The 25,138-nt window shown below is 48.9% G+C and carries 15 protein-coding genes; 9 read left to right on the top strand and 6 right to left on the bottom strand.

What is annotated here, in order from left to right:
• Window position 1 precedes the first annotated feature (1 nt).
• Window positions 2–1,642 (top strand): FAD-dependent oxidoreductase, encoded by a 1,641-nt coding sequence (locus B5Z18_RS25050; protein ID WP_079472263.1) that lies wholly within the window; start codon window positions 2–4, stop codon window positions 1,640–1,642.
• A 76-nt stretch (window positions 1,643–1,718) separates the two neighbouring features.
• Here the strand turns inward: B5Z18_RS25050 and B5Z18_RS25045 are convergent, their stop codons facing one another.
• From B5Z18_RS25045 to B5Z18_RS25025, 5 genes are all read right to left on the bottom strand, one after another.
• Window positions 1,719–2,846, bottom strand: coding sequence for a TlpA disulfide reductase family protein (locus tag B5Z18_RS25045; protein WP_079472262.1), 1,128 nt, complete (start codon window positions 2,844–2,846; stop codon window positions 1,719–1,721).
• A gap of 59 nt (window positions 2,847–2,905) precedes the next feature.
• A complete protein-coding gene (locus tag B5Z18_RS25040; RefSeq protein ID WP_159454421.1) occupies window positions 2,906–4,366 on the bottom strand; it encodes a RagB/SusD family nutrient uptake outer membrane protein in 1,461 nt (486 codons plus the stop codon).
• Window positions 4,367–4,376: 10 nt separating this feature from the next.
• Window positions 4,377–7,763: a SusC/RagA family TonB-linked outer membrane protein gene (locus B5Z18_RS25035; protein WP_159454420.1), complete on the bottom strand. Its 3,387-nt coding sequence runs from the start codon at window positions 7,761–7,763 to the stop codon at window positions 4,377–4,379.
• Window positions 7,764–7,995: 232 nt separating this feature from the next.
• Window positions 7,996–9,162, bottom strand: a complete 1,167-nt coding sequence (locus B5Z18_RS25030; RefSeq protein WP_079472259.1) for a FecR family protein — start codon at window positions 9,160–9,162, stop codon at window positions 7,996–7,998.
• A 41-nt stretch (window positions 9,163–9,203) separates the two neighbouring features.
• Entirely contained in the window at window positions 9,204–9,758 is a 555-nt protein-coding gene (locus tag B5Z18_RS25025) for an RNA polymerase sigma factor (protein ID WP_159454419.1), read from the bottom strand.
• Between the two features lie 205 nt (window positions 9,759–9,963).
• Here B5Z18_RS25025 and B5Z18_RS25020 point away from each other — a divergent pair, with 205 nt between their 5' ends.
• The 8 genes from B5Z18_RS25020 to B5Z18_RS32595 all read left to right on the top strand — a co-directional run bounded on the left by B5Z18_RS25020 (window position 9,964) and on the right by B5Z18_RS32595 (window position 24,277).
• The gene (locus tag B5Z18_RS25020; RefSeq protein WP_079472257.1) at window positions 9,964–10,761 is read left to right on the top strand and encodes an SDR family oxidoreductase; all 798 of its coding nucleotides are present in this window, start codon (window positions 9,964–9,966) and stop codon (window positions 10,759–10,761) included.
• Between the two features lie 16 nt (window positions 10,762–10,777).
• Window positions 10,778–11,698: a helix-turn-helix domain-containing protein gene (locus tag B5Z18_RS25015; RefSeq protein ID WP_079472256.1), complete on the top strand. Its 921-nt coding sequence runs from the start codon at window positions 10,778–10,780 to the stop codon at window positions 11,696–11,698.
• Window positions 11,699–11,795: 97 nt separating this feature from the next.
• Window positions 11,796–12,389, top strand: a complete 594-nt coding sequence (locus tag B5Z18_RS25010) for an RNA polymerase sigma factor (protein ID WP_159454418.1) — start codon at window positions 11,796–11,798, stop codon at window positions 12,387–12,389.
• A gap of 76 nt (window positions 12,390–12,465) precedes the next feature.
• Entirely contained in the window at window positions 12,466–13,659 is a 1,194-nt protein-coding gene (locus B5Z18_RS25005) for a FecR family protein (RefSeq protein ID WP_079472254.1), read from the top strand.
• 170 nt (window positions 13,660–13,829) lie between these two features.
• Window positions 13,830–17,165 carry a TonB-dependent receptor gene (locus B5Z18_RS25000; RefSeq protein ID WP_079472253.1) on the top strand — a complete coding sequence of 1,112 codons (3,336 nt, stop codon included), beginning with the start codon at window positions 13,830–13,832 and terminating at the stop codon, window positions 17,163–17,165.
• A gap of 11 nt (window positions 17,166–17,176) precedes the next feature.
• On the top strand, window positions 17,177–18,565 hold the full coding sequence (locus tag B5Z18_RS24995; RefSeq protein ID WP_079472252.1) for a RagB/SusD family nutrient uptake outer membrane protein: 1,389 nt from the start codon (window positions 17,177–17,179) through the stop codon (window positions 18,563–18,565).
• Between the two features lie 18 nt (window positions 18,566–18,583).
• Window positions 18,584–20,740 (top strand): T9SS type A sorting domain-containing protein, encoded by a 2,157-nt coding sequence (locus tag B5Z18_RS24990; protein ID WP_079472251.1) that lies wholly within the window; start codon window positions 18,584–18,586, stop codon window positions 20,738–20,740.
• A 3-nt stretch (window positions 20,741–20,743) separates the two neighbouring features.
• Window positions 20,744–24,277 carry a hypothetical protein gene (locus tag B5Z18_RS32595; protein ID WP_079472250.1) on the top strand — a complete coding sequence of 1,178 codons (3,534 nt, stop codon included), beginning with the start codon at window positions 20,744–20,746 and terminating at the stop codon, window positions 24,275–24,277.
• A 4-nt stretch (window positions 24,278–24,281) separates the two neighbouring features.
• Here the strand turns inward: B5Z18_RS32595 and B5Z18_RS24980 are convergent, their stop codons facing one another.
• Window positions 24,282–25,136, bottom strand: coding sequence for a hypothetical protein (locus B5Z18_RS24980; RefSeq protein WP_079472249.1), 855 nt, complete (start codon window positions 25,134–25,136; stop codon window positions 24,282–24,284).
• Between the last annotated feature and the right edge of the window lie 2 nt (window positions 25,137–25,138).

Genomic DNA, 25,138 nt, shown 5'->3' with positions numbered 1-25,138 from the left:
TATGAAAAAATTCCTCGTTAGTATTGCAGTATCCATCTGTTCCTTATCCGTGGTTGCGGCGCCCGTTCCCGGAAACGTGACGGCCGACGTGATTATTTATGGTGGCACCTCCGCTGCCGTTGTTGCTGCCGTACAGGTAAAAAAAATGGGCAGGTCTGTTATCATTGTATCTCCCGACACACACCTGGGCGGCCTTTCCTCCGGGGGACTGGGCTTTACCGACACCGGCAACAAATCCGTTATAGGCGGGTTATCGCGTGAGTTCTACCACCGTGTATACCAGCATTACCAGCAGCCTGACGCCTGGCAATGGCAGCAACAGCAGGAATACGGCAACAAAGGCCAGGGAACAGTAGCGATGGACGGCGCGGAACGTACCATGTGGATCTTTGAGCCGCACGTAGCGGAACAGGTGTTCGAAGATTTTATAAAAGAAAACAAGATCATTGTATACCGGGACGAATGGCTGGACCGCGAAAAAGGGCTGATCAAAAAGGATGGCAACATCACCGCATTCACCACCCTCAGCGGCAAAACCTTTGCCGGGAAAATGTTCATTGACGCCACCTATGAAGGCGATCTCATGGCCGCTGCCGGCGTCAGCTACCACGTGGGCCGTGAAGCCAACAGCGTGTACGGCGAGCAATGGAACGGCATCCAGGTGGGCGTGCTGCACCACGGTCATCATTTTAAAACAAACATCAGCCCCTATAAAATAGCGGGTGATTCCTCCAGCGGACTGCTGCCCCGCGTTTCCGGCGACGATCCCGGCAAAAAAGGAGACGGCGATAAACGGATACAGGCCTACTGCTTCCGTTTATGCCTCACCAACGACCCGCGCAACAAAGTGCCGTTTGAACGGCCTCACGGTTACGACTCTACGCAGTATGAACTGCTGGTACGTGTCTTCAATTCTGGTTGGCGGGAAACCTTCAATAAATTCGATCCCATTCCCAATCACAAAACAGACGTGAATAACCACGGCCCTTTCAGCATGGATAACATCGGGATGAACTATGATTACCCGGATGCTTCCTATGAAAGAAGGAAGGCCATTATCAAAGAGCATGAACAATACCAGAAAGGTCTGCTGTATTTCATCGCCCACGATCCCCGCATACCGTCAGACGTACAGGATGCCATGAACAAATGGGGGCTGTCGGCCGACGAGTTTAAAGACAACGGTAACTGGCCGCACCAGTTGTATATCCGCGAAGCACGGCGCATGACGGGCATGAGCGTGATGACGGAACATGAAGTGCTGGGCAAACGTGCTGTGAGCCAGTCTGTGGGCATGGGCTCCTATACGCTGGATGCGCACAATGCGCAGCGTTATGTAAAACCCGACGGCTTTGTGCAAAATGAAGGCGATATAGGCGTGGATGCTGAGCAGCCCTACCGGATCTCTTATGGCGCTATTGTGCCAAAGAAAGGAGAATGCGGCAACCTGCTGGTGCCGGTATGTATGTCCAGCTCACATATTGCTTTTGGTTCCATCCGCATGGAGCCGGTGTTCATGATCCTGGGCCAGAGTGCCGCCACCGCCGCAGTACAGGCGATCACCGATAAAAAGAAGGTACAGGATATCAGTTATAAAAAACTGAAAGCACAGTTGCTGAAAGACAAGCAGCGGCTGGAGTAGTCATGGTATAAAATAAAACAAGGGCCGGCTAAAAAGTAGTTCTGTACTTTTTAACCGGCCCTTGTAATTTCTCCGGCTATTTATGCAGTATCTCCGTAAGCTTTTCATGCAGCGCTTCTCCCCGCAGATTTTTTGCGATGATGCGGCCCTTTGGATCCAGGAGGAAGTTTTGTGGGATGGCTTTTACCTGGTACAATTTCCCCGCTTCATTTTTCCATCCTTTCAGATCAGATAACTGTTGCCAGGGCAATGCATCTTTCGCCACCGCACCAAGCCACGCGTCTTTATTGGTATCCAGGGACACGCCAACGATCGTGAAGCCTTTTTGGTTAAATGCCTGGTATGCTTTCAGTACATTGGGATTTTCTGCCCGGCATGGTCCGCACCAGGAAGCCCAGAAATCAAGCAGCACATATTTTCCCCTGGAGTCAGACAATTTCACCGGTTTACCATTTACGTCATTTTGAATAAAATCAGGGGCAATCGCTCCAATAGAAAGCGGCCCAAGATCATACAATGTTTTTGCGAATTGTTTGCCGGTTTTGGTGTTGCGTACTGCCGGGGACAATCTTTTGAAAACAGGTTTAATACGTGGTACGTCCACATCATTGCCAGCCACTTCTATCAGGGTAACCAGGCTGATATACGATGCAGGATTTTGACGGATGAAAACATATTTCATGGAGTCGGTTTGTTTTGCAACCACCTGGTATTGTTTCATTACCGAATCCATGAACCCGGGATCTTTTTTTTGCTGATCAGATGCCGCATCCACGTCTTTGCTCATCTGTTCCATGCGATGCAGTACGGTATGTTTGTACCGTTGGTAATCGCTGTTTACAGGGCCACCCGTAATCTTTGCGTTTGTTACGGAGTCGGTACCGGTAATTTCGATAACTCCTTTCTCCAGGTAGCAATCATTGACATCAGCCGTCTTCTTCCATGTTGTGAAATCTTTTCCGGTATGATCAATGAGTACATGCACATTAACCGGTTCCTCCAGTTGACCGCTAAACCGGAAAGCGCCTTTGTTGAACGCTGCCGAGTCAAGCACCTGCTGATTATTCCAGCCATAGTTTTTTACCAGGTACGCTTTTGCAGGTGTGGTGGATGTATGAAGTTTGATGGTTAGTGTGTATTTGCCGGATTGGGCGAACATCCATCCGGGCGCCAGTATGGCTGCCAGTATCAACATTTTTTTCATGAGAAATGTATGTATTGAGAACAGGCAGGATGATGCTTATCACCATCCTGCCTGGTATATTATTGAAGATATCCCGGGTTGGGTGTTAAATTAGGATTTTGCAGCAGGTCAGCGGGCGGAATGGGCCAGTAAGACATATAGCTCATCCAGGTAGTGGGTTTGGTAGGTGCTACGGTAGCCATTACAGCGTCGATGACGCCGGTGCGTTTCAGATCGAAAAACCGGTGACCACATTCTGTGAACAGTTCGGTTTGTCTTTCTTTGGCAATGGCGGTGAGAACACTGGCTTGCGTGCCTGCTGTCAGTCCTTCCAGGCCCGCGCGTAGCCGCACCGCATTCAAATCTTCCACCGCATTGCTTTTATTTTGCATCGCCCTTGCTTCCGCACGGATCAGGAATTGCTCTGAAAGCCGCAGCATAACCTGGTATTCTGCATTGGTAGCCGGTGATTTATATTTACCGGGGAAATAATACACCGTAGCCGGAGTGGTAGAAGACGCGGCCACTGTGGAGGTACGCACCCAGTTGGTGAAGCGCCCGTCGCCAGGCTCAAACTTATTGATCAGGATATTGCTCAATGCAACAAATACGTTGGAGGAAGCAGGGCTTTGCGGCGGTACAATTGTTTCCGGCATACCATTGTTATAGAAACCGTATTCATTGGCAGCTTTGGGACTGTTGGTAGCCAGCGCCCAGATGGTTTCCCGGCTGTTGGCAAGAAACACCTGGCTGAGCGGCGGCATCTCATAATTGGTGTTGCCAATCAGTTCACCAGCCTGTGCTTCGGCGTTGGCCCAGTCTTTTGTATAAAGATAAACTCTTGCCAGCAAAGCCGTAGCCACGGCCTTATTAGGACGGAAGCGATTAGTGGTGGTAACACCATAGCCATTTTTATACTCGTTGCTTAAAAGGGATTGCGCCATTTTAAGATCGGCAATGATTTGTTTGTACACATCGGCTTCCGGAGCGCGGGCCAGCCGGTTATTTACCGCGTAGTTGTTAGTCAGCGCCAGCGGTACAGGACCGTAAATATTAACGAGATAATAATAAAAATAAGCCCGCAGGAAGTAGCACTCGCCCAGCCACTGGTCTTTGTAAACGAGGTTGCCTTTGCTGGTGCTGATGCCTTCAATAGCCGTGTTAACGGTAAAGAGTTTCTTATACAGGTCGGACCAGTTGCCGCTTTGCCCGCTTTGAATCGCATTCTTGTAAAATACATCTGCAAAATTGCCGTTCAGTAAACTTCTGAGTTCATCAGTATACAAGCCCATTGTATAACCAATATTACCACTCGAGGAACCTTGAAAAGGCCCGGAATTGTTCATGTTCAGATAGATACCTGTAACAACCGTGGATATCATATTGTCGGTGGAATACACATCCACCGCCGCAATGGTATTGGCCGGCAGCTGTGTATTGTCCAGGTATTTTTCGCAGCTGCTCAGGGTGATGCCCAATGCTGCAGTGATGGTAAGCAGGCGTTTTGAAAAACTATTATTGGCAGGAAATATCATCTTCATTTTCGGTACATTAAAGTGTAACATTAATTCCGGTTGTAAATATGCGCAGTGGCGGGATCACGCCCGCATTCAGGTTTTCAGGGTCAAGACCATCGAATTTGGAAATGGTCAGCAGGTTTTGTCCCTGTACGTACACCGACAGATTTTTGAGATGCAGCATCTTGTTCACTTCCGGGCTGAAACTATACCGGATGCTCACATTCTGTAATCGTGCATAGGTGGCGTCGCTATAAGCCCCGGTGCTGTTTTGCAGCAAGGTTTGTCTGAATATACTGGTGAACTGGCTGCTTAATTTAGGGATGTCTGTGATATCACCCGGTTGTTGCCAGCGGCGCAACCAGATGGTAGAACCATTTAAGCCATACAGCCCGAAAGGAAACGGGGTTTGACCAAGAAAATTCATGCCTGTGCGGCTGGTAAAATTAAAGGTGAAGTCGAGCGTAAGCCGTTTGTAGGTAAAGGAATTTTGCAGCCCGCCGAAATATTTTGGCGCCAGGTCTACAAATTCGGTTTTATCTGCCTGGGTTAATCCGCCGGTGTAATCGGATACATTGCCTTTCGCATCGGTGAAACTGTAATTGCCGGTTTCCGGGTTTACGCCGTTGTATTTATAAAGCAATTTACCGGTAACGGGTTTGTTCAACACGTAGTTGGCATTCTGCGTACTGGAGGGTAATCTCAGCAGTTTGCTTTTAGGGATTGAAATGTTGAACCTTGTTGACCAGGTGAAATCCCTGCTTTTGATATTAATGGAGCTTAGGCTGATTTCCATGCCGCTGGTACGGATCAGCGCATCGGAGTTTAAAGTGTAGCTGGTATAGCCGGTAACGCTTGACAGCGGCTGGCCCAGCAGCTGGTTACCTGCGCGGTTGGTATAGTAGCTAAAATCGGTTGTAAGCCTGTCGTGAAAAAATCCCAGCTCCAGACCGGCTTCCGAGTTAAAGTTACGTTCCCAGTTCAGCAGGGGATTGGGAAGTGAGTTGGGTGTTAATCCTACCTTGCCATCATAGGATCCGCCAATTACACTATATGTTCCTAGCCAGCGGAAATCGCCAATGGCATCGCCGCCTACCACGCCGCTGCTGATCCTTAGCTTACCAAAGCTGAGCCACGGCAGGTTGTCGCTGATCAGTTTTTCGCTGCTGAAAATCCAGGCCAGCGCGGCGGAGCCAAAGTTCCCGATACGGCGGCCGGGTCCGAATTTGGTGGACCCATCCCGCCGTGTGTTGATATCGATAATGTATTTCTCGTCCCACACAAATTTTATAATTCCATACATGCCGATGGACCGGTACTCGGTGAGGTTATAATTGGTAGTTACGCTAGATCCGGCAGAGGGGTTGTTCAGCAACGCATCGGAAGGAAATCCCGTTCCGGTGATCTCATCAAAATAGGTGACCTGGTTATTGAGTTCACCACCTAGTTTCACGCTTAAATCACCTTTCTTACCAATCAACGTATTGAATTCGCCATAGGGTGAAATGGTGAAGGAGCGGGTGTTATACTGGTGCAGAATACCCACCGTTTGCGTAGGGGCCTGGGTGTTGGTAGGATTGAACACGGTTGTTGGATAGCCGATCAGTTCCTTTCCGTTGATGGTATTGTAGCCAAAAATACTGCGGAGTGTTATTTTTTTGATGGGCCGGTAAGTGAGCGTGGCATTGGCCAGGAGGTTGTTGGTAGTATTTTCATATAGCCTGTTGGCGTTACTGGCTGTGCCGCTGCTGTTAAGGTCGCTCCCGATGGATGCCCAGTTGATACTGCCATCTTTGTTATAGGCAGGTGGCGCATTTGGCGGCGTTAATGCGCTGACGGAAAAATCGTAGGGCACCATGTCATTTTTCGAAGACAGGTAAGTACCGGTGATGCCCATCGTAAACTTATCGTTGGCCGAGCTGGTGTTTAATGCAAACCGGAGCGAACCATCCCTGTTTGATCCTTTGTGCCGTTGTATGTTGCCGATATCGCGTAGACTTCCGCTGATCAGGTACGTGGTGTGCTGGGCGCCACCGCTGTAAGAAAAGTTAGCGTTGGAAGTGGCGGCCGACTTTCCCATGAATTCTTTCCGCCAGTTGGTGTAGCGGTCGGCGGGCCAGGTGCCGTTCAGATCATTGTCGCTGGCGGATACTTCGAGCTTATCATTGGCCAGTGCTTCGCGGCGAAGCATCAGGTATTGATCGGTATTGAGCAACGGAGATGTTTGTCCGTTTACCGATATACCGGTGTAGATATTAGCGTTAAAAGATTGCTGGGCAGCCCTGGATTTCTTGGTAGTGATCAGGATTACGCCATAGGCGCCGGAAGAACCATAAATGGCAGTGGCATCCACATCTTTGAGCACATCGATACTTTCAATATCGTTTGGATTGATATAATTGAGGCCGCTGCCTCCCTGCAGGAAATTTTCTGTGCCATAGGAAGTATTGGTGGAAAGAGGTAACGTACCACCGGGATAACGTACGCCATCCACAATGATCAGCGGTTGTGTAGCGCCGGTGGTCAGATTTGCGGAGCCGCGCATCCTCACGGTAAAGGCGCCTCCCGGCTGACCGGTTACCTGCTGGATAAACAACCCGGGCACTTTTCCCTGCAGCGCTTCCAGCACATTGTTTACCGGGTTTTTCGCTATTTCTTTAGATGTAACCGTAGTAATGTTACCGGCATTAAATCTTTTAGTCGTGGTACCATAGGCCGTTATTTGCACTTCATCTATGGGTGAAGTACTTAACGCAAGCTGGATAATGAGCGCAGACGGATTTCCGGAAATGAGTTTTGAAACGCCTTCTGAAGATGCGCTTTCTCCACCGGAAGACTTCCGTTTGGCAGGCAGTTCAGATGATACTACCTGGAAGTTGTTGCCGGTAAAACGGAGGGTAAGCGGAGCGAACCCGATGGCAGATACTTTAATAACATCTCCCGTATTCACATCAAAAGAAAAAGAGCCATTGGCAACAGAGATAGCGCCTTTATTGGTTCCTGTAATTACCAGGTTCACTCCCGCCAAAGGTTGTCCGTTGGGAGAACGGATAAAACCTTTAACAGGAATGAATGTGGCAACAGGAGGGGCGGAAGGAGAAGCCTGCTGGCCGGAAGGCGCAGGCAGGAGTTTTCGGGAAACAAGAATCGTCTTGCCCTCGATCACATATTCTAAAGGTTGATTTTTAAAGACGTCGTTTAAGAGGTCCCGCAGGGGCAGGTTATCGGCAGCAAGCGTCACTGGTTTGGCATCGGCCAGTACCCCTTTCTGATTCAGCAACACGTAGCCCGTTTGCTTTTTAATAGCGGTGAATACCTGTTTCAGCGTCAGGTTCCTGCCGGAGATGGTAACATTTTGAGCCATACTGGCGGCATGGGCATGAATAAAGGCGGCAGTTAATAAGAAGGTCGTTAATTTCATAGCCCTCATGATTTTGGTTCTTATTCTAAAGGACTTGCTGAATCCGTCGTTGGCGGATCTGGCAATGCCCCGGTGCTGCCCCGCACGAACAGGGGGGCAATAGCATTTTTTTTGCATAGATTTGCAGCAGATTTGGTTGTTAATAAAAGTGGTTGGTAGACCGTTTTTTTGACTAATTAAATTCATCCACCGTCACAGTTAGCGCTGTGACGGTTTTTTTATGATAACTGTATTATTGCACAATCAGCTTCCTGCCTTCCAGGCGAAAGTGGATATCGGTTCTTTTGAGCATCACCAACAATCCGTTTAGCGAAACATCTTTGGTCATCTCTCCTTCAAATTCAATATCCGGAATCCCTTTTTCATACACCACTTCGATATCGTACCATCGCTCCATCTGGCGCATGATTTCAGCCAGGCTGACGCCATCAAAATAGAACAGGCCATTTTTCCAGGCAATCACTTTATCGATGTTGGCATTTTCAATAACCCTGATCTTTGTTTCGATTTGCGCCTGCTGGCCCGGCCGGAGGATTACATCTCCCGGTTTATGTCCGCCTGCGAGGGCCGCCACACGTACCGATCCTTCCAGCAGGGTAGTGGTGATAGATTGCTCGTTGTCATAGGCATTCACATTAAAATGCGTACCCAGCACGGCTATTTCTGCTTTATTGTTCACGCGCACGCGGAAAGGCATGGCTGGATTTTTTGCCACTTCAAAATATGCTTCACCGGTAACTTCCACGATCCTTTCCTTACCTGAAAACAGGGTAGGGTACCGTATGGAGCTGGCCGCATTGAGCCATACCTGTGTACCATCCGGTAAAGCGATCCGGAACTGCCGCCCCTTCGGGGTAGACATCGTATTATATACAGCTTCCCCGGTGGGTGCTCCCGCCGGATCGTAAGCCAGCTGGCCGTTTGCGAGCACCAGCTGAGTGCCGTTCTGTTTGGCGATCACGCCATTGCTGAGGCTATCCAGCGCTACCTTCGAGCCATCGGCCAGGGTAAGGATGGCGCCCTCCCTGCCGGGGGCAATGTCCACAGGTTTAGCAGCCATAACAGGCGGCGGTGTATTTTTTTTATGGGTGACCAGGAAGTAAGTGCCGGCGGCCAGTACCAGGAGGATGATGGACGCCGCTGCCCAGCTTCTGCGGGGCAGGAAATGAATACGGCGTGCGGGCTTGTCGCTGTTCAATGCCCGTTGCAGCAACGGCAACAGTGCTTCATCCTGCGGGGCCGTTGTATCCAGCTCGCCTGCCAGCTCCTCAAAAGCGGCCTGTAGTGTCTCCTGGTGGTCCGGTGACTGCAATAACTGCTGAAACTCCGCCTGCTCTGTGCTGCTCAGGCTTTTCTTCAGGTATTGCCCTGCCAGGTAATATATGCGTGTATTTTCCATGCGCTATATAATAAGATGCGGGAGAGAGAGCGTTGTCACTATCACTTTCTAAAAAAAAGTAAAAAAATAATAATGGCGGGCAGGCGAACGGATTCCGGCAGGAAGCTCCGGATAGCCTGGAGTGCGGCACTAAGGGCATTGCGTACATAGCCGTCGGAAAGACCGAGATGAGCGGCTATTTCTTTGGTGGTCATGCCTTTTTCCCTGCTCAGCTCATAAATGGTTCTGCGCTGGGGCGACATTACCCGGAGCGCGCGTTTCACGGCAAGTTGAATTTCTTTCACTGAAATGGTGCTCAGCGCCTGGTTAAAACTGGCGCCTTCCAGGTTAAGGTTGCCCAGCTTGGCATTATATAAGGACGTTTTGCGGAGATATTGCAAACATTCGTGAACGGTGATTTTCCTGAGCCAGGGGCCCGGGAGCTGTACGTCTTTCAGCCGGTCCCTGTTCAGCCATATCTTAATAAAAACTTCCTGTAACACCTCCTGTTTGGCCGTTTCGCTGTGGAGCATCCGTAAGGCGAGTGACGCCAATGGAGTGGAATAAAGGTTAAACAACGCTGCAAATGCGGCTTCGTCCCCCTCAGCAATGCGCAAAAGCAGTTCCTTCTCAGTATATGTTTGATCAGATGACAATTATCTTTTAAGGCCGGATTATTTTGCAAACTAGGGCAAAAAATAATAAGAAAGTAGTGATTCGTGTAATTGATTGGTCATTTCGGCTACATCAAAACTCAATTTGGCAACATCCGGCTTCCTGCACTATCAGACCTTTGAGATGTAAAATTAAATACATCGACAAATGAAAACGATATTCATTACAGGAGCATCAACAGGCCTGGGCAAAGCAACTGCCAAATTATTTCAAAGCAAAGGATGGCAGGTAATTGCCACCATGCGTAAACCGGAAAACGAAACAGAACTTTCACAATTGAACAATGTGGTGCTGTTACCGCTCGACGTAACCAATGCTGCACAAATTAACGATTGCGTAAAAAGTGTTACCGGGAAATATGATGTGGACGTGGTACTCAACAACGCAGGATACGGATTGATGGGCGCTCTGGAAGCGCTGAGCGACGAGCAGATTGAGAAACAACTGGATACCAATTTACTCGGCGTTATGAGGGTTACAAGAGCATTTATTCCCTTTTTCAGGGAGAAGAAAAAAGGCTTATTTATCACTATTACTTCCATCGGAGGGTTAGTTGGTTTTCCGCTGGGTTCTACTTATCATGCCACCAAATGGGCGCTGGAAGGCTGGAGCGAATCTTTATCCTATGAACTGGCCCAGGACAATATCGGTATCAAAACCGTTGCACCGGGTGGCATTGTTACAGATTTTGGAGGCAGGTCGCTGGATATAGGCAATCACCCGGCTTACGATGAAATGATGCAAAAGGTTTTCGCATTATTCACGCCTGAAAGTTTCTCTTCAGCAGAAGAAATAGCTGAACTTGTATACGAAGCCGCTACCGACGGACAAAATAAAATCACCTATGTTGGGGGTGAGTATGCGAATGCTCTATACAACAGACGCTTGGAAATTGGTAAAGAAGCCGCCCGGATTGAGTTGGGTAAAAGTATATTAGGCAATTAAGTCTTAATTTTGATAAATGAAGAAATCAAATAATATCCCTGCAAAAATAGATTCCATTTCTGAATTGAACAGGTTAATGGATTTGCCAAAACCGGTGCATCCTTTGATTGGTTTTTTCGACAACACCAGTATCAAGGTTGACATCAGTCAGCTACCTGAATCTTTGCTGTTGAATTTTTACAAGATATCATACAAAGTTAATCAGCAGGGAAGAATGGGATATGGGCAGGGATATTATGATTTCGACGAAGGCGGAATGGTGTTTACGGCCCCCAATCAACTGATCATCATTCCGAATGAAGCAGTATATGAAGGGTTTTCCCTGCTCTTTCATCCCGATTTTATCAGGAATTATCCCCTCGGGCAGAAGATCAAGCAATACGGATTCTTTTCTTATGATACCAATGAAGCCCTGCATTTATCGGAAAAAGAAAGACAGCAGATTTTTACTGTCGTCGAAAGTATAAAAGACGAACTCAATAATGCCATTGATGCATTCAGCCAGGATCTTATTGTATCGTATATTGAAGTATTGCTCAACTACAGCAACCGTTTTTATAAGCGCCAGTTCATTACCCGCAAATCTGTGAATCATGATCTGCTGACCGGCATGGAAGATCTGCTTAATAGTTATTTTGATAAGGAAGATGGCCTGCAGAAAGGGCTTCCGACAGTTGAGTTCCTGGCAGATAACCTGCATGTTTCTCCGCGATACCTGAGTGATATGCTTCGTTCACTCACCGGGCAAAATGCACAACAGCATATTCATGAAAAGTTGATTGAAAAGGCAAAGGAATATTTGATGTCCACTCATCTGTCGGTGGCCGAAATTGCTTACCAGTTGGGTTTTGAGCATCCTCAGTCCTTTAATAAGTTATTCAAACGTAAAACCAGTTTAACCCCGGTAGAATTTAAGCAGTCATTTCACCAATCGTAGTTTTTAAGGCCCGCCTGGTGGTATTGTTTTGTAAATTAGAACAGGTTGTATTATTTTCATGCATCACTACCCGTTATAATTAACACTGATACCATCCGTGATCCACGTCAATGAACAGGAATTGTTGCTCTCCGTTGCAAAAGGAGATGAGCGGAGCTTCCAGGTTCTCGTTAAACAATACTGGCCACAGGTATATGGTACAGCGCTGCGCCTGACACGCTCTCCTGAACAGGCAAAAGATCTCTCACAGGATATCTTCCTCAAATTATGGAACAACCGGGAAAAGCTTCCTGGTGTGGAGAAGGTGGGAACGTTTATATATGTATGTGCCCGCAATCTTATCATGGATCACCTGGAAAAGAAAGTGCTGCACACCGATAATATTGAATTCCTGGCCGATCATCTCTCCGATGCTCCTTTCAGCGACGCCCAATCCGGTATGGAATACAAGGAATTGGAAAAGATCCTGCTGCTGGCCATTGAGCATCTCCCGGAAAAAGTAAAGACCGTTTTTGTATTGCATCGTTTTAACGGGCTAAGTCATGTACAGATCTCCCGGAAACTGAATATCTCTGTAGTGAGCTCACAAACCTATATTGTCAGGGCGTTGCGCAGCATCCGGGAATATTTAAACCGGCATTCCGAAAGTATTTTTGCCTTACTGTTACTGACTTCCAATTATTTTTTATGAAATTTTCAGGGTTACTGTCTTACCCCTTCTTTGTTTTCCGTCCTTATAACGGGAGATATTAAATCTGCATCAGCATATGTCTGAAATTACGTTTGAAGAACTATTTAAAGGATACATGAGCGGAGCGCTGAACGCCGAAGAAATCCGGTTGTTCAGGAGCATGGCCCTGCAGCCGGAAAATAGGGCGCTGCTCTCCCAATTATTGCAGGATGCCTTTAATGACCCTGCCTATGCCGAAAATGCAGATTTTGATGCCGGTGAAATGGCGGAGGAGATCATGATGAAAGCGCGGCAAAGTGAGGCTGTACCTGTTTTACACCGAACCAGGCCATCCATTATTGCCCGTCCCTGGTTTAAATACGCCGCTGCGGCAGCCATCTTTTTATTGCTGCTGGCAGTAAGCTGGGAATGGAGTACCCATAAAAAAACAACGACAGGTTTCATAGCGCAACAGGCGCAGATACCGCAAGGAACAGCACGCCCGGTACTGATCCTGGGAGATGGCACCCGCATTGCGCTCGACAGCGCCGCTAACGGCGCCATCGCCCGGCAGGGCTCCGCACAGGTAATTAAGCTGGCCAACGGGCAGTTGGCATATAAACAATTTTCACAGAAGAACACCGGCCTGGTATACAATACCATGCAAACACCCACCGGCTGCCTGTACCAGCTTATATTACCGGACGGCTCACATGTTTGGCTCAACGCTGCTTCCTCTATCCGGTATCCCGCCGCTTTCCCGGATGATAAGAGAACCGTGGAGGTGTCGGGAGAAGCATACTTTGATATTGCCAAAGATGACAGGAAACCATTTATCGTGACCGCCAAAGGCATGGAGATACAGGTATTGGGTACGGCATTTAACATCATGGCCTACACCGATGAAGCTACCGTGAAAACCACGCTGGTACAGGGCGCAGTGAGAGTAAACGCTGCCAGGATATTGCATCCCGGTGAACAGGCAGTACTGCAACACGCTTCCGGTGAGCTGAGCATAACCAGGCCCGACATGGAAGAAATACTGGGCTGGAAAAACGGTGAGTTTTATTTCAGGAATACCGATATCAGTGCCATCATGCGACAGGTAGCACGATGGTATGATATAGAGATAAAATATGAAGGAGACATGTCCGGCATTAAGCTATCCGGCATTGTTTCCAGGACAGCAAAGATAACACAGTTATTGAAAGCACTTGAACTAACCAAAATCGTACGTTTTAAGATACAGGGAAGAACTATTACCGTGATGCCTTACCAGGAGGCCAATTAAATCATCTTTTTAAATAAATATGTCATGACCTGATTGCTGCACGGATCACACGTAGTATGCACATCTGCTGAAAACCTTTTGCTGAGGGCCCTCGGTAAGGTAAGCTGTGTGTACACGATTAAATTTCCACGTTTATGATTGCTAATATTTAAAATCCACGATTGAAAAATATGAAATTCCTTGCCACAGGCATTCTCCCGGCTGTAAATAGATGGCCCGCCAAACCGCTATGGATCTTTATGACCATCCTGCTGCTGCATCTGAACGCCTATGCACAGCATGTAACAATTTCCGTAAAAAATGTGCCGATGGAGAAAGTGCTTGTTCTGTTAAAACAGCAAACAGGTTATTCTTTTATCTGGCACGATCAGCCGCCCAATGCGCTCAACAGAGTATCGCTTGAATGTAAAGACCAGCCACTGGAACAAGTGCTGAAATCCTTTCTGGGCAACCTTTCCCTGCAATACGAAATAACTGATAAAATAGTAGTGATCACTAAAAAAACAACGCCGCTGCCTGCCGGGAAGGAGCTGAACAGGATCACCATATCCGGGAAAATATCGGACGAAAAAGGATCGCCGCTGCCAGGTGTGAGCATTCGCGTAAAAGGCACTTCGCTTGGTATTACTACCGATAGCCAGGGTAGCTTCTCCCTCGCAGTGCCGGACAACAACAGCATCCTGGTTTGTTCCTATGTGGGGTTTGAATCCAAAGAGGTGAGCGTAAACGGGCAGTCTTCCATCAATATTGTGTTAAAGCTGCAAAGCGCTTCGCTGAATGATCTCGTGGTAATTGGCTATGGCACCCAGCAGAAAAAGAACCTGACCTCTTCAGTGAGTTCCATTAAAGGCAGCGAGCTGGCCGGTGTTGCGGTAACCAGCCTGGATGCGGCATTACAGGGAAAAGCTGCAGGCATGCAGGTTGTACAAAACTCCGGTGCTCCCGGTGATGAAACGTATATCCGTATCCGTGGTAACGGCTCACTGTTTGGCGAAAACCGCCCGCTGTATGTAATAGACGGTGTACCCATGAGCAATCTTCCTGCGGCGCAATATGGCGTTTCCGGCGATGGGCAACGGATTGCCACTACCAATAATATTAACCCCAACGATATACAGTCGGTGGAAATACTGAAAGATGCCGCCGCCACCGCTATCTATGGTTCCAGGGGCGCCAACGGCGTTATCCTCATCACCACAAAAAGAGGTGCGGAAGGTAAATCCCGTTTTAATTTCAACATGTACACCGGTGTGGCGGATATCCCCAAACGTTTGCCGCTGCTGAACGGCGAACAGTTTGTGGAACTGTTCAAAGAATCCCGCGTTAATGCGGGGTTACCGGTAGATTCTGCTGTAGTGAATACTGGTCGTAATACCGACTGGCAGGATGCTATTTTCAGATCGGCGCCGGTATCTAACTATAATTTATCTATCTCCGGCGGTACCGGTAAAACATCACACTACGTATCCCTCGGCTACCTGGATCAAACAGGCACCATTGTAGGATTGCAACACTACAAGCGTTTTAACGGACGCGTAAACTTTGATTTTGCGGCAAGCGATAAATTAAAGATCGGCGTAAATTTAACAGGAGTAAGGTCTACCAACAACCGCATGGACAACAGCTTCTCAGGACAATCTGTACTGGCGCTCGCGCTGATAGAAAACCCCAACGATCCTGTTTACAACCCTAATGGTACTTATTACACCGATAGAAACCGCCGTTGGACCAATCCCGTGATGATCGCCAATAACCTGCGGTTTCAATCGATCGTAAACAGCTATATCGGAAATGTATATGGCGAGTACACCATCCTTCCCGGTCTGAAATTTAAAACCAGTTTTGGCTTCGATAATCAGCAGGTAACCGACGACCGCTACCAGTCGAAACTCGTGAACAACGGTTCCGCAGCGAGCGGTTTTGTGTCTGTATTCACCCAGTTCTTATGGGTCAATGAAAATACGTTATCATATGCACCGGTGTTAAAAGGCAAACACAAATTAACGGCCTTGCTCGGTCAGAGCGCGCAGGAGGCTAATGTGAGAAGGATCAGCGTTTCCGGCAACACCAATTCAACCGATATCATACAGGCAGTAACCGGTTTTACCTCGCTTTCTGCACCGCTGGACTACCGCTCGCAATGGGGGCTGGTATCTTATTTCGGCCGTTTAAGTTATAACTACGACGATCGCTACCTGCTGGAAGGGGTACTGCGTACGGATGGTTCCTCCCGTTTTGGCGAGAATAAAAAATATGGCTTCTTTCCTTCTGTGGCCGCAGGCTGGCGGGTAACCAATGAAGCCTTTATGAAACAGCAGCGTTTTATTAATGAACTGAAACTGCGTGCAAGCATTGGCGTTACAGGTAATAATGAGGGGCTTGGAAGCGACTTTCCCGCGCTCGCCACTTATTCCACCGGTTATAATTATGGGTCAGAAGCTGGTATTGCCGCTACCTCTTTATCAAATGTGGATCTTAGCTGGGAAGCAACTACTGCCACCAATCTCGGTCTGGACCTGAGTTTCTGGGACAGCAGGATCAGCGTTACCGTAGATGCCTACCGCAAGCTCACCAACCGTTTGATCTTTAAACTGGATCTGCCCTATACTTCTGGTTTTAACCGTACCAATGGCGCCAACATCGGGCAGATGGTGAATAAAGGACTGGAGATAGGAATCAATACGGACAATATCCGCGGCAAGTTCACCTGGAGCACCAATTTCAACCTGTATTTCAACAGGAATAAAATTACCAGTTTGCCTGAAACCGTGGCCGGCGACCCTTCCAGTTCCGACTTTACAGAAAGTCTGCCTGGTTCATTCGGTACCAGTTTACCCACCAGTATTTTTCGTGTAGGCCAGCCCGTTGGTTCCTTCTTTGGCTACCGCAGCAAAGGAGTAGATGCTAAAACCGGGAACATGATCTATGACGATATTAATGCTGATGGAAGAATAACGGCTGCCGACCGCGTGATCCTGGGCAATGCGTTGCCGGATTACACCGGCGGTATTACCAATACTTTCGGTTACAGGGGAGTAGACCTGAGCTTCTTCCTGTACTGGTCGTATGGCAATAAAGTATACAACCAAACCCGCAACATGCTGGAGCGTATGAGCGGCTATAATAACGGCGACGTACGTACGCTGAACCGCTGGACGCCGGAGAATACCATCACCGATGTGCCCAGGGCTGTATTCAATGATCCTGCCACGCCCAACAGTTTAACCAATGGTGAAGTATCGCAGCGCTTCGTGGAAGACGGGTCGTTTATCAGGATGAAGAATGTGACGCTGGGATATACCTTCCGGCCGGAGCTGCTGAAAAAGGTACGGATCAGCAGCGCCCGGATATACGCCAGTGCGCAGAATCTTTTCCTGATCACCAGCTATTCCGGCCTGGACCCTGAATCGCAGAACCAGTCGGTGAAGAATTCGCAGCTCGGTATCGACTGGGCAGTACAACCGCAGCCACGCACCTTCCTGCTTGGATTAAATGTAAACTTTTAAAAGCAGCCACCATGAAGAAATTACGACTCATATATCTCCTCATCGCATTTGCTTCCTGTACCAAAGTGCTGGACCAGGTGCCTGAGTATACCATTGCAGATGAAAACTTCTGGCAAACAGCCAACGATGCAGAAAGTGCCGCAGTGGGCATTTACCCGGCCATACAAAGTATGTCGATGCAGTTCCCGGTTGCTTTCGACGCCGCGTCTGACGCTACTACGGCATTGCTGATCAATTACAGCCCTTTTACCAATCACGGCATCCCGGTAGATAACGCCATTGTAGCAAGCTACTGGCAAAATAACTACGCCGGCATCGGCCGCGCCAACGATTTGCTGAAACATGTTCCGCTTATGAAAGATAGCTTGTTTGCAGGTGGAAGGAAAGAACAGTTGCTGGGGGAAGCACATTTCCTGCGGGCGTATTTTTATTTCAACCTGGTAAAGGCTTATGGTGCCGTGCCGCTGGTGCTCGAGCCTTATACATCTTTCAACGCGGATTTTACTATTGCACGTTCGCCGGCCGACAGTGTTTTCCGGCTGATCATTTCAGATCTGAAAGCAGCTGAAGCTACGTTACCTCCCACGTTTGCAGCGGCGGCATCTACCCGGGGCAGGGCCAGCCAGGGCGCTGCCAAAGCCTTGCTGGCAAAGGCATACCTGAGCGTGAAAAACTATGATTCCGCAGCTGCCAAAGCGCTGGAGGTAATGAATAGCCCGGTGTATACGCTGGTGAGCGGTGCTGCAGCCTATAGCAGCATGTTTTCCACCGGTGGTAAAAACAGTACCGAAGCGATATTTGAAATACAGTTTGTAAGTTCTTCTTCACAGGCCAACGGCCTGTTCAGTTTATATGTGCCGGTGAATGGTATTCCCGCCGGTATACAACAGGGCAGTTACCAGATAACGCCCACTGCAAAGATCATTGGCGCTTATGAAACCGGTGATATCAGGAAGAATGCTGCATTGGGCCTCACAACTTCAGATCCTGCATTGCCATATGTAAATAAATACACCCGTTTAACCAGTGGCACAGAGCCCGATATTATTGCGTTGCGGCTGGCAGATATTATTCTTGTAAGGGCGGAAGCGTTGAACAGCCTGGGTAAAACAGCAGAAGCCACAGAAGCATTGAACATCATCCGCCGCAGGGCTTTTGCAGAGCCGTTGACCTCGCCGGGCGCACATGATTTTCCTTATGGCAGTGAAACAAATCTTACACTGGCTATAGAAAACGAGCGGTTTAAGGAACTGGCTTTTGAAGGCCACCGGTTTTACGACCTGGTGCGTACCGGCAGGGCGGAAGCAGTATTAGGGATTACCACATATCAGACATTATGGCCGGTGCCTTTGAGAGAGATAGGCCGTAACCCGCGGCTTGTACAGAATCACGGATACTAACATCTTAAATTTATAAAGATGAAAAAAACTATTTCCACGTTATGGCTGATATTAACAGCCTGTTTCAGTTATGCGCAATATACCACCACCTGGGTAGGCAATAACTTTTCTGATGTAACTAATTATGTAGGCAACTGTGCCCGTTCCATGTGGGTATCACCGGAAGGAGTGGTGTATACTGCCTCATTATGGGATGAAAAGGGACGCAATATCGGCATTTATCAGAACGGGGCTACTGTGGGTCGTATGGGCGGTACAAAAGAATCGCAGGGCAGCGCTATTGGCGGCAATGCCACGCATATTTTTACCGCGCAGCAGGCGCCCAACAGCGGTAAAATAGGGCGTTACAACCGCAGCACCAAACTGCGCGACCTGTTGTTTACTGCCAGTGCAGGTACCGGAGATGCCATCCGGGGTATTGCCGTTTCCGCCGGCCGCGTATATGTAAGCGATTCCAGTGGCAACCGGGTGGCAGTATTCACCACAGGAGGCGTATTGATAAGACAATGGGCTGTTACTTCGCCGGGGCCTATTGCTATCGATAGCTCGGGCGCCGTTTGGGTAGTGCAGCTGGGTGATGGTACCATCCGCCGTTTTGATTCTACCGGTGTGGCAGGTACTGTATTGAATATTGGCGCCACGGCGCGTCCGTCTGCTTTATATGCAGATAGTGTAAGCGGACAACTATTGGTAGGCGATCAGGGACCGGACATGAACATCAAAGTGTATACTAACCTAACGGGAACGCCTGTACTGAGCAGTACCTTTGGCGCATTGGGCGGTTATCTCAATGAAACAGGTGGTATCCGCGGGGCTGCGGGCGACAAGCGCTTTACGCGGGTAGTGGGCATTGGCCGCGATGCTTCCGGTAAGTTGTATGTACTCAATAATCCCTGGGGCGGCACCTGGGACCTGGGCCGGAACGGCGCTACCGATATTCATTGTTACAGCACTGCCGGTTCGTTGCTGTGGACGCTGCAGGCACTGAACTTTGAAGGCTGCGCTGCAGCAGATGCCGGCACCGATGGTGAATTGCTTTACAGCGGTAATATCATTTATTCCTATACCGGTGTGGATGGTGGCGCCTATGTAGCCAATACCGTTGATCCGTACCGCTATCCCTGGGATGCGCGGATACAGATGAGCGACCGTGCCAGGGGACAACATTTTGGTCACGTGGCTAATGTAGGCGGACAACGTATCCTGGTGGCCAATAACCAGAATGCAGATATATTTTATACGTATTATTTCAATCCTGCTACAGATGGGTACATCGCCATTCCCGGTGATACCATCTCTAAGGTCAGGAATGGGTTTTGCCTGGATTCTCTGGGAGATATCTGGATCTCCCAGGATAAAACCAATGCCATCCAGCATTATCCTTTAACGGGCTTTGCTGGCAACGGAAAGCCCATCTGGGGACCGGTGATATCCACACCTGTACCCGCTACTATTGCCCGGTTAAACCAGCTGCAATATATCCCCGCCAGTGATGTAATGGTGCTGGCCGGTGGCAACACCGACTGGACGCTGATCGGCAACCGCATAGAAGTATATCACGGCTGGGTGGCCGGAAATCGTACGCCCGATACCGTTATTACACTGAGCCGGGCCCAGGCCAAGTCAATGTCGGCCGCAGGAAATTATCTTTTTGTAGGCTACTACGCTATTCCTGATATCGATGTTTTTGATCTCACTACCGGCGCATTGGTGCTTACCATGAACAGCAGCAACCCCAATGTATACGTGGGCAACGATGTGGATTCACAATATGGCATCAAAGCATATCACAGGTCCACCGGCGAATACATGATCACCAAAGATGATTACAACGCCAATAAGATAGTGCTATATCTCTGGACACCGCCGGCAGCTGTGGATAGCAGCAGCAGCCCTCTTGCGGCCGGCAAGCTGAATACAATGGCTTCCGGTTTAAACGTATATCCGAACCCGGTAGTAAATATATTGAATGCAGACATCCGGTTAACAAAGCCAAAAATATGTACGGTCAGCATTTATGATCTCTCCGGAAAAATAGTAAAAACAATAGCTGCAAAAACTAACGGGCCGTGGAAGATAGATGTAAGCAGTTTACCACAAAGCACCTATATACTGGTGGTTTCAGACGCCGGCAATGGTCAGATGATCGGTCAGCGTAAGTTTATAAAGCAATAACAGATGAAATATATATGGATACCTGCACTGATGCTGATCAGCGCACAGAGCGGCATGGCCCAGATGAAAGCACCGGAAGAATGGGTGAATTATGAAACGGTGATGGGTGTACGAAATAACCAGCGTCATTATAATTACGACGTGGTGCTGGCAGGCGCTTCCAATACCACAAATGTGCTTTGGCCCGGTGAACAACCCTCTTATACGATACAGGTGGTGAATCAGCTGAACGAACCCATTAACACTGAAGGAAAAATAGAACTGATCAGCTATGGTACTAAAGGCCGCCCGGGTGATGTGTGGCAACCGGAGATGGTGAAGTTTGCCACCATCAGTACTACACCGGTGAAAGTTAATATCTCCCCGAAGGGATATGTCAACATTGATCATCTCCCGGTAATTCCTCCGCGTTTTGGCGGTTATGCGCTGGTGATGGACCTCGGTAAATATGGCCGCCGTTTTATTACCAGCCTGGTACGCACCTTTGCTGCAGATCCGCAGCGGATACAGTATCCAAAGCAATCGCTTGATGATATGGGCGCTGATTTCCTGCAACGGGTAGGCGTGCAGGCCATTCGTATGGGGGTGGATTATACGCCTGCTAACGCCAAAGACTATACGGTAAAAATGGAGGAGATTGACCGGAAATTAAAAGAGTACAGGGAGAAGAATATCACCGTGTTGCTGATGTTTGGAGCGGGATCGGCAGATCAGCCACTGGACAGGTTCCGCTCTTTCCTGGACTCCGCCGGTGTGATGAAAAAAACAAAGCAGGATATGGTTTGGATGCCTTCAGCGGATCATGACTTCCAGGAATTTGTACACCGGCTTTGTGTGAAATACGGCTGGCCCAAAGGGCCGGTGACGGCCGTTTCCCTATGGAATGAACCCTGGGAAGGACTGTCTATTTCCGGCTGGCAGTCGGATATTCTGCGTTACCGGGAAATATATACTGTTATGGCCCGGGCGGTACTGGATGCCCGTAAAAAAGGCGCAGACGTGCTCGTAGGTGGTGGCGATTCCAATTCCAACGCATGGGATAAACTTTTTGCAGATGGTAAAATGACGTTTCTGCCCATCTTCGATTTCTGCTCGATCCACTACCAGGGGATGGAGTCGCCGGCAATTTATCCCGAATGGGTGAACCGCAAATCGCCCCATGGCCGGGTGAAGATCTGGGATACAGAAAGCTGGGTGGGCAATACCGATGATCGTATAGGCCTCACCGTAGCCACTAACCGTTCCGCAGGTTACGACCGTTCTATGGGTATTTACGCAGGTTATATGTATACCGGTGGCAGAGGTAACGAACATTTTACCCGTAAAATAAATACGCCCGGCGGTATGAAAGAAATAACCCGTATTCCGGATACCTGGTCGCAGGCCGCAGCCCTCGGCGCCGTGCAGCACCTGGTAGGAGAGCGGGATTTCAGGGAGTTGCTGTTTACCAAAGGACTCCCCTGGATAATGGTGTTTGATGGGCTTAAAAAGAACCCGGACGACGGTACCGTAGTGATATGTGGTGATATAGGCGAGGCGTTTGGCCCGGAGCAGGTACTTTTCAGGGAAGTGCGCGGACTGGCGCAAACGGCCGCTGCTGAAAAATTGAGGGCATCCGGAAAGCCAATCCCTTATGAACCCTTGTCGGGCGGCCGGATGATCCTGCCTGCAACTTTTAAGTTATTCGATTTTTATGGCAATCCTGTTTTACCTGTAGCCGGCAAACTCGAAATTCCGCTGAACAGCCAGGGATATTATCTCCGTACAAACGGAACGAAAGGTTCCTTTGCGGCTATGATAAACGCGCTGAAAACTGCGCGGATAGAAGGTTATGAACCGGTAGAAATCCTTGCGGAAGATATGACTGCACGTATTGAGCAATCGCCGGTGATGCCGCTGCAGGTTACCAATATCCTTAACCGCCCGGTAGAAGGCCGTTTACAAATCAGCCTGGGCGATCTGCATATTGATGCTCCGGCTACGGTGAAGCTGGCGCCCCATGAAACCATCACCATTCCTGTAAAAATCAAAAGTGGTACGGCCTCCGTGAACAACACCTATCCGCTGTCGGTTCATTTTGATGCCGGAGCAGATGGGATGGCGGTGCATTATGAGGATATGCATGTAAACCTCATCTCCCGGTTAAGTATACAGGTAGATGGAAAACTGGACGATTGGAAAACGGCGTTGCCGCAAACCGTGAGCAGCCAGGGTGTTGCAGCGGTAAGTTTAACAGAAGCAGCCTGGTATCCTTTCAGCAATTTTGATACCCGTGCCAATGGTTACGCTAATGGCTATTTCGCATGCGACGACCATTACTTTTATTTTGCGGCCAAAACAGCCGACAGTACGCCGCATCCGGGCACTTACCGCTTTGAGCAGCGCCCCGACGACGGGTTCTTTTATCCCGATACGGCTTACGCAATGGATATGAAAGAGACGCTGATCAGCAAAGAGAACAGTGCACCTGCAGAAGGAGACGCCGCATTGCAGCTTCCAGCCGGTGAAGGCCGCATCCTGCATTACCTGGAAAGCGGCGATAATACCAACTCTTTCGGCGTGGACCTGCAATTGGATTCACTCACGCAGGTAGCGTTGTATCTGCCTGCACTGCGTGTGCCGGGTGTGGTATTGGAAGTATACAGTAACGGCGCGCAGGTGTTGCAACGCAATATTACCAACCTTTGGAACGGCGCCTGGGAGGTGTTACAGCTTTCAGGAAAAGTACGGATTGTATTGCACAGCAACGGCTGGTGGTATACACCCAAACTGGCGGCACTGTTGTTTGACACGCCATCTGCTGCCACTGGTATTTTTGTAAAAGAGGATTTTGATACCAGGGGCAACTGGAAAAACGTATACGGTAAAGCGGGATACCATATAGTGGGCGTTCCGCCGCAATTGCCTGCTGGTGTTGCTTTGTCGCTGGTGCATAAAGAAGTGAAATTTCCGCTGATATGGCCTTCCGGGGTGCGACGTTATACTTACCGTAAAAACCCGGTAACGCCGGATAATTCCGGTCTGGGATACGCTTATGATAATGTGCTGCTGGCATTTAATGTACTGCCTGAAGGAAAGGATGGAATGCTGGCTTATCCGCCCGGAACTATGCCGCGTTACACCGGCTACAAGTGTACGGATTACGAATACGCGCTCAACCAGGTATCGCCGGAATATGGAGGTGGCACCGAAATATGGCGGCTGTTGGCGCCGGGCTTAAACCGGAAACACTTCTTCCCGAGGCAGCCCAGGTCGGAAGGGGAAGGACCGGTGAAAAATGGCAAACTGGTGGTGCGCAGAGAGGGAAATACCCTGATCACAGAGTGCGCCATCCCCTGGTCGGAGCTGCCGGATGTAAAGGCAGCCATCGACAAAGGATTGCCGGTTAAGCTGTCTTTCAGAGTGAATGATAATGGTGCGCCGGGCAGCTGCATGGAGCTGGCAAAGGAGCGGAGCGTGTCAAAATTAAATGCGAGGGCGTTTCATCCGGATTGGAAAGCACACTGGGCCAATGAGGTAAAGTTCAGGACAGAGTAACTATTTATTTTCTATCCATGATTTGTTTTAACGCCGGTTTCAGCGCTACGGCATGGCCGTGTCCGAAGGTGACCATTACGCGATCGTATTTATTGAATGCCTGGTCTATTTTATCGAGTAGTATACTGTCCCTCACCATTTTGGAGGTACGGCCAATGGCGCAGAACCGGCAATCGCCCCCGTTTATGTAATCAAATTTTTCGATCTCCGGTGTCAGTTTTGCTTCAAAGGGTACCCCGGTGTAGTGTTGGTATAATTGTTTAAATCCATCAAATGTTTTTTGGCTGGCAGATACCGGGAAGCCTTCTTTTATAAACCAGTTTTCGATGGCTTTGTTATATACCTTTTCAAAAGGCTCGCTGCCGTAGGCGCCGTATAGGTAGGGGATTACCAGGCGTTCCATTAAGTAATAAAGCAACAGCTGATCCTGCGGATATTTTTTCAGGGTGATGGAAAACTCGAGGCTGTCTTCCGTATCGCCATTCATCATGCGGATGCCGGCTTTGTCGCTCAGGTATTTCAGGCAGCCGGGTTCACCTCTTGTAGAAGCTGCCTGGTTAAGAGAGCTAAAATGTGTGCTGTCGGGCATTTGCCCGCCTTCATTAAAAGTGATTTCCGGACGGAGGTCATTAAAGTATTTTTCTATGGCTTTAAACTGCGGATGGGTGGAGTCCCTGTTGTGGTCGCATCCGATAAACACAAGCCGTTTGTTTTTATTGGTGAGGTCAATCACATAGGGCGGCCTGATGGTATCCATCATTTTACCTACGGTAACATAATCGATGGTGTGGAGTTTTTCTTTTGCCGGGGTGTTGCAGGCAATGATTCCCAACGCCAGTATTAAGTATTTGTTCATCATGC

Source organism: Chitinophaga ginsengisegetis (genome assembly GCF_900168065.1).
Taxonomy (GTDB): Bacteria; Bacteroidota; Bacteroidia; order Chitinophagales; family Chitinophagaceae; genus Chitinophaga; species Chitinophaga ginsengisegetis.
This window is presented reverse-complemented; position numbering and strand designations above follow the sequence as displayed.